Raw genomic sequence first — 9,408 nt, 5'->3', positions numbered from 1 at the left:
TGAGTAATGAGTAATGAGTAATGAGTAATGAGTAATGAGTAATGAGTAATGAGTACAATTCCTAATGACTCTCAACCCCTGACTCCTAACTTATCACTCAATATGGTTCACTTAAGACGAAACGCTTTGTTGGGTTGCGCTATCGCTTAACCCAACAAAGCGTTGTGTTTTTTGGGTTACCCTGCGGGAAGGCTGCGCCAACGTTCCTCAACCCAACCTATGCCAGTTGTAGTTTTTAGCCTTAACTGAACGGTATTGACTTATCATTCACAACTCATTACTCATTACTTATTATTCGCAACTCATTACTCAGCACTCAGCACTCAGCACTCACCACTGAGTATGGTGAAATCTGAAGTTAATTTTGGGAACACTTGATGTAGTTGAGTGAGTATCTCTATTAACCTCAGTATTTCTTCTACATCAATCATGGAATGTATTAAACCCTCCCTATATTTATCTATTGTTGCCTGTTCGTTGCCTTTGTATTTCAACTGCTTTCCCATTGCTACCCTAGCAACACAAAAGATGCAGTTTCCGTCTCAAGGTACAAAACAAGATGGGCTGATTAGTCAGGCTTTTAAACCACCAAAGCGGGGAAGTCCACCTGTAAGTGCTGGTGGTTCTACCCGTGGTTCTGTTTGCATCAGTGGGAAACAACTGATTACCCCTCTCATTCCATCTAATAAATTAGGGCTGACATTTGCTGAACGGCCGAAATTTTTCTGGTATGTCCCGCAAACTTCTGTGAAAACAGCCAAGCTGCTGCTGTTAAGTGATGCAGACCAAAATGTATTGTATGAAACTACCTTAACCCTACCTAATACACCAGGAATTGTTAGCTATACTCTTCCTGAAAGTGCGCCGCCACTCGCAATTGGCAAAACTTATCACTGGTATCTAACTTTAGTTTGTGATGCACAAGACTTCAGTACAAACCCTAGGGTTGAGGGTTGGGTGGAGCGTATTCAACCGGAGTCGTCATTATCCGAGAAATTAGCCACAGCAGATGCACGGAAATTGCCCTATATCTATGCAGAGGCGGGAATTTGGCATGAAGCGTTAACAGCGATCGCCCAGCTACGCTATAGTGAACCAAAAAATTTACGTAATATCTTAAATTGGCGACAATTTTTGACATCAGTGGGGTTAAATGCGATCGCCTCCGAACCATTGCTTGATTGTTGCCAAGCTGAAAATTCCGCCTCGAAATGATCATGCTTTGGAACAAGTTCAAACCCGCAATCTGGCAATGGCGCGGTGTGATATTTGCAGTACCAACAATTACACTCCTGGTCATTCTCTTACGATGGACAGGACTGTTGCAACTCTTGGAATTGGCTACACTAGACCAATTTTTCCTGCTGCGTCCACCAGAACCACCAGATAGCCGCATTGTCATAGTAGAAATTAGCGAAGCAGATGTCCGTCAACAAGTACAGTGGCCAATGTCTGATGGGGTGTTAGCTAATGTATTGGAGACTATCAAACAACAAAAACCAAGGGCAATTGGTTTAGATATTTATCGTGATTTACCCGTAAATCCTGGACATGAAACTCTAGTCAAAGTATTTGCAAATACACCTAATTTAATTGGCGTACAGAAAGTTTCTGATAGTGTTGATAGTGCGCCGGTGAATCCACCGCCGGCACTCAAACAACGTCAACAAGTTGGTTCAAATGACTTACCTTTAGATGGAGATGGCAAAATCCGTCGGGGTTTGTTGTACGCCAATTTAAATGATCAAGACATTTTAGAAAGCTTTGCCTTAAAATTAGCGTTGCTGTATTTAAAACCAGAAGGTATTACAGAAAAACCATCTACAAATAATCCCGATTATTTACAGTTAGGTAGGGGTATTTTTCCCATTTTTGAAGCTAATGACGGTGGTTATATTCGTGCTAACGATGGCAGCTATCAAGTATTATTAAACTACCGAGGTCATATACAGCAGCAATTTACTACCATCTCTCTTTCCCAAGTCCAAAAAAACCAGATTCCCCCAAATTTGATGCAGGATAAGGTAGTATTAATTGGGGCAACTGCTGAGAGTTTGAAAGATTTATTTTACACACCTTATAGTAGTAAAGTTTTCTCCGCACCGCAACGTATGGCGGGGGTGACAATTCACGCCAACTTAATTAGTCAAATTTTGAGTGCGGCTTTAGATGGTCGTTCATTAATTAAGACTTTACCTGAACCTATAGAATTATTACTAATTTTAGGTTCATCAATTATTGGCGCGACTTTATGCTGGCAACAACGCCATTACATTAGTCAAAAAACCCTCTTAGCTGTCAACGTATTTTTTGCAGGTGGGGTTTTACTTGGTGGTAGTTTTATAGCGTTTATTTTAGGTTGGTGGCTTCCCGTTATTCCTGCACTTTTGGCTTTAGGAGGTTCAGCGATCGCAGTTACTCAATACATCGCTCAAAGTGCTGGCGAAATGCGAAAAACTCTCGGACGCTACCTCACTGATGAAGTCGTCGCCAATTTATTAGAAACTCCCACTGGGTTAAAAATAGGTGGTGAACGCCGCCAAGTCACATTACTATTTTCTGATTTACGCGGATTTTCGGCGATTTCAGAACAATTACCCCCTGAACAAGTCGTACAGATTCTCAATCTCTATCTGGGTGCAATGACAGAGGTAATTAACCAATATAAAGGCACAATTAATGAGTTTATTGGTGACGGTATCTTTGTCATGTTTGGTGCGCCAATAAGTCGCCCAGATGATGCCCAACGCGCGATCGCCTGTGCTATTGCAATGCAATTAGCCATGCAGCAGGTGAATCAACAAAATCAGCAAATGAATCTGCCAAGACTAGAAATGGGTATAGGAATCAATACTGGTGGAGTTGTCGCCGGTAATATCGGTTCACAAAAACGCGCCCAATACACAGTCATTGGTAGTCATGTAAATTTAGCTGCAAGGATAGAAACCTATACTGTAGGAGGACAAATTTTAATTTCAGAGAATACTTATAAAGATGCCAAAACTGACCTTAAAATTACCGGACAATTGCAAATCGAACCCAAAGGCATCAAAGAACTAATCACGATTTATGATATTGGTGGGATTGGTGGTGAATATAATTTGTCATTACCAGAAGACAATGATGTAATGGTGAGTTTAGTATCGCCAATACTTATAGAATACAGTGTTTTGCAAGGTAAACAAGCAACAGGAATATTATTTCAAGGTGAATTGATTAGCCTTTCTGAAAAAAAAGCTCATCTCAAAACTGCACATTCTTTAGAACCTCTGAATAATCTCAAACTTAGGTTAGTCAATGCACCAGAAATAGACATTTATGCCAAAGTTATTAAACAAACCGATGAGCATAATTTTCTGATTCGATTTACCAATATTCCCCCGCAGGCGATCGCAATTTTTCAGGGAGTGGGGAGTTAAATCAGTTATCAGTTACTAGTCAATAACTGATAACTGAATGATGCCCAATTTCTATTGACTATTGACTTCCGTGACAAACTCCGTCAAGAACCTAAACGCCTTGAGAATATAAGTAGCGCAATCTCTAGGGGAAGTGTTGTAAAAATGTCGCCACGCTGAGGCTTTATCCTCATCATAGCGATCGCCTCGTTCTGGATGTCCATCTAACCAAGCTAAACGCACTGCATGACCGATTAACACGTCCAAAACCATGTATTCTTCAATTTGCAGGTTGGGATTTTTAGAGGCGATCGCAGCTAGTTCCATTAATGCTTCAATGTTAACTCGGCGGTACTCTGGGGCTTCAATTTTATTTAACAGATGCTCAACTAATAAAGCAAAATTCTTTTCCCCTGCTGTCATCTCCGATATCATGACATTGCTTTCTAAGCGATTGCGACGCTCTAGTTTATCGCCAATGACTACACCCTTACAATGGTGCATTAATAGCCAAACCTGCTGAAAGAAGTTTTTCGGGACACGGTTTAACGCACCCTCGGCTTGGCGGAAGCGTCGCCAACCACCCACCGGAATTTCTTGTGCTTCTACTTCTTCCTCAATTACAGGTAATACCGCCCAATTAATATCACTTTCTTTTTGTTTGACGTGCAGAGATTCCTGCTGACGCAACAAATTACTCATCCCTGTATAACCACTCAATACTTGATGTAAGCGGTCTTTAACTTCAAAGGGTGCGAGTTCCATTAACTGTTCATAGGCTTCATCTTGAGTTACCCGTAACTCCCGCGCTAGTTCGCTGGTGATTAATAAGATGAGATAGCCGACTCTCAGGGTAAGTAGTCCTTGGAATAATTCTGGCTCTGTTTTGATGAGGATACTAAGATAGATGAGGATTTCTTGTGTTAAGACGCGATCGCGGATATCCTCACGACAGAAGTTATTAATTTTCTCGAAAATCTCATTGTGAGGCATCGGCACGGTAATCAATGACGCTTCGCTATAAGCCCTACCTACAGCAATTTGCTTACCCCGCACCAAAATAATCGTTACCGCATCCGACAAACCAATATCCACCATCTGGCGCAACCCCGCCGCCCGCCGAACTACTGCCCAGTGTCCTGAATCTCCGGCTTTGGTGTACACTTCATCTAGTAAATAGGCTACAGTCACCGGATAATCCGGCCCCCCAAAACCTGTATCAAATTCCAGCCCTTGCAACCGAGTCAAAGTTTGCAATAATTCAATTTGCTCATAAAGATTTTCTGATGAACGCAGAGATGTTAACAAAAAGCTCAAGTTAGTCTCATATTCCATCTGGAATTCTTGTGTATGCCCCAATCGCCAACTTTTTCCAGGATGATAAGCCAAATAATAGCAATGTGGAGCAGCATTTTGCATGGCAGACTGAGTAAATTCCCCGTCTTGCAGAAAATCAATTCTTTGTATTCCCGCCGTTAACATGAGTTGATTCAGTCGCCCTAATTTGACTTGCACACCATTACATACACCTTCTTTCAACTCCTGCATGAGTTCTAGTAAAGCTTGTGAACCAGTTTCTAGGATGGTGTGCGTCAACATTAAACTTAAAGTCGGACGACCTAAATCACTCCAATATTTTTGAATATAAGCCAGTTCACTTCTAATTTGATCTAGCAAAAAATGGTAGTCAAGAGTTAAATAAAACTGCTGTGAATCTAAAAACGAAGGTAAAAATATCACTGTCTGTCCTTGAATGCGGAAGATTCTCGATGTAGTCAAACTCCGCAGTCGCCGTACTGGTCGCCCAGTTAAACCAAGTTTATCATTGCGCCCAATTTGAGTGTAAATATGCGAAAGTTCGCCCGCTTTTCTCACTTGAATTGGTTCTACTTGTTTGGGTGTTTGAGTTTCAATTCCATGCACTTCTAGTTTCGCTTGTAAATCTTCATCTTCTGCTAACAGAGCAATTTGTACTAAGGCTTCCCGCTTTTTACCTACACACAAATGTCTTCCTAAAGGGTCAATATCTCCCAGTGCTAATAACCCTTCACTCAGCATTTGACCGAGAAAATATAAACTCTGCGCCCACACTAAGGGGACATTTTCATTAGGTAAACGGGGTTGACTTTGAGGAACTAACTTTTCGGATTCAACATTTTCATCGGGGACATAATAAACTTCTGGTAATAAATGCAAACCATCCCGCTCAATTAGTAAACTTGCTAAACTCTCTTGATAAAATTTAGTTCGCTTTTTATCATCACAAAATAACCCATCCAAGGCTAAATAAGTAAAAAATAACGGCCATTCACATTCAATATGCTCAAACTGCTTCAGTTCCCAAGGTTCATAGTGCAAGCGTTGATTATCTTCTAAAACCGTTTGGTGTCCATCCCGCAAAAAGCGTTTACAGCCGTATTTCCCTTGGAGTTTATGAATAATCTCGTTCAGTGTACGTTCTCTTAACTGCACATCTTCCACTGCAAAGGCGGGATAACTAATAATACTCAACAGTGCCGCATCAATTTCTTTAGAAGCAGATTCCCTCGGTAATAGTGATTCTAAAGTAATCCGCGCACGAGCAATTTCATCTGGCAACACATGAATTACTGAAGCTTGGCTTCCCCGCACCCCAAATAAATCCAGTCCGTTGATTGATTCTAAAGCAGCTTTCGCCATCCCGACAGAACTGGCGTTCAACTCTGCATTCCCATGATTGATTTTATTCCCCCGTTCCCAAATGCCATAATCAGGGGTGCGATAAGCTCGTCCAATGTAATAAACCAAGTTTTGGACAAAATTGACTTCATCAATTGTATAAGTTATCTGCAATCCTGAAGCGGTCATTTGTGCCAGCATCAATAAAAAGATTGATGTGGCATCTAATTGCAGATGTCCCCATTCATCATCACCAACCACAATATCCCCTGTGGTTGTGTTGTATTTGGCGTGTAAGCCATCTAAGAGTGACTGCGTATGTTTAAACTGCTCTACTTTATGGGATTGTCGCATCATCGCAAACAACAACCCACGCATCAACTTAATCACGCTATGTTCTAACTCATAGGTGCGTCCCTTATCTTCATCCACCTTGCGGTAAGCCAGTGCTAAACCCCAAACTGCCAAAATACTGTAGACATTATCTCTTACCCAAGCATCAGTATAATCGCCGTGGGCAGTTATGGCTGTACTCGCCGGCAATAACCCAGTAATCGGATTTTGACGGGTCAAAATAATAGTTTTGATTTGCTGATAGTAATATTCCAGACGGGCTTGTAATGTAGTGGCTGTTGTCATAATCTCATTAATAGCAGCTTGCGGAATGTCACCCTGTAGCTGTGAAGTCAATTATGTGAGCCAAGCCAAAACAAGTTTTGTAATAGGCAATGGTACTACAGCTGAGGGCGGTGGGAGTTTACTATTATCTCGTGTTAGCGAGCATTTGGGTGCAAAATTGTTAAGGAGTGATCACCAAATCGAAAAACTTTGTGAAATCTTTATCAATACCTAGAACTATTGATACCTAAGTTTTATATTACTGTTGTTAGATTTAAAGAATCAGTAACCTAAATCATTCCCAAGGTTAAACAAGCACTATCAGCTGATTAATTAGATTGTAGGTAAGGCCACGTTATGGCAATAAATTATTAAAGATAGGAGATTGATGATGTCTTTACGTTATAACCAGAATCATGCCTTACTAGTGAAAGTAGTGTATTCACAAGTCAAAGTCAACGGCAAAGTTGAGTTAGTCCCTTTAGAACTATATGCTGATGGTTCACTCAAGCGGTCGGTTGTTTAATTTTATAGCTTGCTTGACTGCGGAGATGTCAGCCTAACCGTAGGGTATTTTGAATGTTAAGAATAGCTACTTGGCAGATTCATAATAAACTTCGTTCCCTTACCAAGAGTTGACGAGCAGTTGATTTGTCCATGATGTTTATCGACGATAATTTGATGGCTGATAGCTAATCCTAGACCAGTTCCTTTGCCCTGCCCCGAAAGCTTCATCACTGTAGAAATTAACCACTACCACCACGAAGTCTACGCAGGCAAAACACTCATAGCCTACATCACCTACGACAACAGCGAATTTGTCACCCAACCTTGGGTAGTTATGGTGTGCGGTGAAGAGAAGTTCTGTCACGCCGCCAACAATGCAGTTTCAGAAGTCACTGTGAGCAAGTTCAATTATTTCAACTTAGCTTTTTTTTGCTGTGGAGAAAATCTAAGTTTAGCAGCATAACCAAATCCCATACCCATCAAAATCCCAAACATCGTTGTCGGTTCAGGAACGGGAGTAAGTTTGACATTATCCACAAGCAAGGCTGAATTAACTGTGGTATCCCCCACATCAACTACACCAAATCCTAAAGTAGTAAGTGCCGGCTGTAGTGAAGTTATAAGTATAAGGTTGATACCCAGTTTCTTTAGCTAAACGAGAAAACGAGAAGGTGGTAGTATCATAGGTGTCAGCCAATCTATTGACATTACTGAGACTAAAAAAAGCAAAATCATTAAAATCTGCATTTGGTTCTTCTTCATCTGTCAAAAAATTCCAAGAAAAAGTCAATTTATCTCCAGCATTGACAGTAATGACTTGCTTGATAGCAGAACCTTCAAATACTCCTAAGTTTAAGCTTTCTGAAGATAGTCCTAAGAAAGTTTCTAAATCACTACCACTAATTCCCGTTTCATCCTGGAGTGTTTCCAGAACAGCTTGGTAAGTTCCAGCCGCAGGTGCTACAAGAAAATCGTTATCTTCAACTGTTGTTTGTCCTGTGGTTGTCCACCCATTAAAACCATCTTCAAAACTGCCATTAATTACTATCCCCTGCACGTTTTTTTGATTAATAATCAAAAAAACAGTGGCGACCGCCAATGCTAATCTTGACCATTTCAGCATATCTTTCCTGTTCCTTTTTTGGTAATTTTACAGTTTTGGAAAACGAGAAATTATCAAGATTGCACTAAGAAATCATTTGTGTCCAAATTATTTGTGAGGTTAGCAAATATTCCACCATTACCTAATCCAGCCGTTGTGCCATCTTGGTTATATAGCAAATTGCCTGTTGATAAGTTGTAGATAATTTTGGCACTGCTAACTCCAGCCGTAGCAATTTCATTATCCAAAATCATATCAATCGTGGCAAATTCATTTGCTAGTAAGTTGCTATTTACTGCACTGGTTAATGCGGTGAAGGAAGCTTTACTTAAGGCAATTTTATCTGTGCCTTTGCTGAAGTCGGTGATTGTATCAATACCGAAGGCTATATTTGTGAAGGCTGCACCACTACCAAATAGGAATATATCTGCACTTTCTCCTCCAGTTAGGCTATCATTACCTGCTCCACCCACTAAGATATCATTGCCGTCACCACCAATCAGGGTATCATTGCCTGCTAAACCTTTGAGGATGTTGTTACCACTATTACCTGTGATGGTGTTATTTAATTCGTTGCCAGTACCGTTAATGTTGGCTGTGCCAGTTAAAATTAAATGTTCGACGTTGCGGATAAGAGTATGGCTGGCTGAGGATTTAACTGTATCTATGCCTTGTCCTACTAATTCTACAACTACATCACGGCTGCTATCAACGATGTAGGTGTCGTTACCTTCACCACCGATTAGGCGATCGCTTCCTGTACCACCATCGAGAATATCATCACCTGTACCACTGTTGACTGTATCGTTACCTGCACCTGCATTCAAGTAGTCATTGCCATCTGTACCGTTTAAGGTTTCACTGTTGGGTGTGCCGTTGACAAGGTTGAGAACATTGAGTGTGAAGGTGTCGCTAACACTGGCTGCGGCTTTATCAGTGGCGGTGATGGTGATATTGTAGTTGCCAGATGCTATGTCTATCGGTGTACCACTAAATATTCGGGTTTCAGCATCAAAGTTTAGCCAGGGTGGGAGGGGCGTACCATCTACTAATGTGGCCTTATAGGTAAGAATTAGGACTTACGCATTGACAAAAAACATCATCTATAGAACCTAGGGATGCTAG

10 protein-coding genes and 1 pseudogene are annotated in these 9,408 nt (G+C 41.0%); 5 read left to right on the top strand and 6 right to left on the bottom strand.

The annotated features are described in order from the left end of the window. The first annotated feature begins 387 nt into the window (after window positions 1-387). Both ACM0OR_RS27000 and ACM0OR_RS26995 read left to right on the top strand, forming a co-directional pair. Complete coding sequence (locus ACM0OR_RS27000) at window positions 388-1,215, top strand: DUF928 domain-containing protein (protein ID WP_414579485.1); 828 nt, start codon at window positions 388-390, stop codon at window positions 1,213-1,215. A gap of 2 nt (window positions 1,216-1,217) precedes the next feature. Then, window positions 1,218-3,419 (top strand): CHASE2 domain-containing protein, encoded by a 2,202-nt coding sequence (locus ACM0OR_RS26995; RefSeq protein ID WP_414579484.1) that lies wholly within the window; start codon window positions 1,218-1,220, stop codon window positions 3,417-3,419. A 51-nt stretch (window positions 3,420-3,470) separates the two neighbouring features. On the opposite strand, the gene ACM0OR_RS26990 is transcribed toward ACM0OR_RS26995, so the two are convergent. Next, entirely contained in the window at window positions 3,471-6,695 is a 3,225-nt protein-coding gene (locus tag ACM0OR_RS26990) for a glycoside hydrolase family 15 protein (protein WP_414579483.1), read from the bottom strand. Between the two features lie 367 nt (window positions 6,696-7,062). Here ACM0OR_RS26990 and ACM0OR_RS26985 point away from each other — a divergent pair, with 367 nt between their 5' ends. Beyond that, complete coding sequence (locus ACM0OR_RS26985; RefSeq protein WP_190703464.1) at window positions 7,063-7,200, top strand: hypothetical protein; 138 nt, start codon at window positions 7,063-7,065, stop codon at window positions 7,198-7,200. A 56-nt stretch (window positions 7,201-7,256) separates the two neighbouring features. Here the strand turns inward: ACM0OR_RS26985 and ACM0OR_RS26980 are convergent, their stop codons facing one another. After that, window positions 7,257-7,409 carry an ATP-binding protein gene (locus ACM0OR_RS26980; protein WP_414579487.1) on the bottom strand — a complete coding sequence of 51 codons (153 nt, stop codon included), beginning with the start codon at window positions 7,407-7,409 and terminating at the stop codon, window positions 7,257-7,259. Between ACM0OR_RS26980 and ACM0OR_RS26975 the strand changes: the two genes are divergently transcribed. After that, a complete protein-coding gene (locus ACM0OR_RS26975) occupies window positions 7,387-7,644 on the top strand; it encodes a hypothetical protein (protein WP_414579488.1) in 258 nt (85 codons plus the stop codon). The genes ACM0OR_RS26980 and ACM0OR_RS26975 overlap by 23 nt on opposite strands. Here ACM0OR_RS26975 and ACM0OR_RS26970 read toward each other — a convergent pair. The 3 genes from ACM0OR_RS26970 to ACM0OR_RS26960 are packed head-to-tail and all read right to left on the bottom strand — an operon-like array spanning window position 7,590 to window position 9,110. Further along, on the bottom strand, window positions 7,590-7,718 hold the full coding sequence (locus ACM0OR_RS26970; RefSeq protein WP_414579486.1) for a PEP-CTERM sorting domain-containing protein: 129 nt from the start codon (window positions 7,716-7,718) through the stop codon (window positions 7,590-7,592). The genes ACM0OR_RS26975 and ACM0OR_RS26970 overlap by 55 nt on opposite strands. Before the next feature lie 34 nt (window positions 7,719-7,752). Next, a complete protein-coding gene (locus tag ACM0OR_RS26965) occupies window positions 7,753-8,304 on the bottom strand; it encodes a hypothetical protein (protein ID WP_414579482.1) in 552 nt (183 codons plus the stop codon). 53 nt (window positions 8,305-8,357) lie between these two features. After that, window positions 8,358-9,110, bottom strand: coding sequence for a calcium-binding protein (locus ACM0OR_RS26960; RefSeq protein ID WP_414579481.1), 753 nt, complete (start codon window positions 9,108-9,110; stop codon window positions 8,358-8,360). Window positions 9,111-9,117: 7 nt separating this feature from the next. Here ACM0OR_RS26960 and ACM0OR_RS26955 point away from each other — a divergent pair, with 7 nt between their 5' ends. After that, on the top strand, window positions 9,118-9,243 hold the full coding sequence (locus tag ACM0OR_RS26955) for a hypothetical protein (protein ID WP_414579480.1): 126 nt from the start codon (window positions 9,118-9,120) through the stop codon (window positions 9,241-9,243). Here the strand turns inward: ACM0OR_RS26955 and ACM0OR_RS26950 are convergent. After that, window positions 9,234-9,356 (bottom strand): annotated as a pseudogene (locus tag ACM0OR_RS26950) (putative Ig domain-containing protein); the annotation flags it as partial. The gene ACM0OR_RS26955 and the pseudogene ACM0OR_RS26950 overlap by 10 nt on opposite strands. Window positions 9,357-9,408: the final 52 nt, after the last annotated feature.

The sequence above is a fragment of the Anabaena sp. CCY 9402-a genome (genome assembly GCF_963920945.1).
GTDB lineage: Bacteria > Cyanobacteriota > Cyanobacteriia > Cyanobacteriales > Nostocaceae > Trichormus > Trichormus minutissimus.
The sequence above is the reverse complement of the archived record's forward strand: the minus strand, read 5'-3'. Positions and strand labels throughout refer to the sequence as shown.

Coding starts and splice junctions, on each gene's coding strand:
- ACM0OR_RS26995 (WP_414579484.1), top strand. CDS start 1,218: ATGCTTTGGAACAAGTTCAAACCCGCAATCTGGCAATGGCGCGGTGTG.
- ACM0OR_RS26990 (WP_414579483.1), bottom strand. CDS start 6,695: ATGACAACAGCCACTACATTACAAGCCCGTCTGGAATATTACTATCAG.
- ACM0OR_RS26985 (WP_190703464.1), top strand. CDS start 7,063: ATGATGTCTTTACGTTATAACCAGAATCATGCCTTACTAGTGAAAGTA.
- ACM0OR_RS26980 (WP_414579487.1), bottom strand. CDS start 7,409: ATGAAGCTTTCGGGGCAGGGCAAAGGAACTGGTCTAGGATTAGCTATC.
- ACM0OR_RS26965 (WP_414579482.1), bottom strand. CDS start 8,304: ATGCTGAAATGGTCAAGATTAGCATTGGCGGTCGCCACTGTTTTTTTG.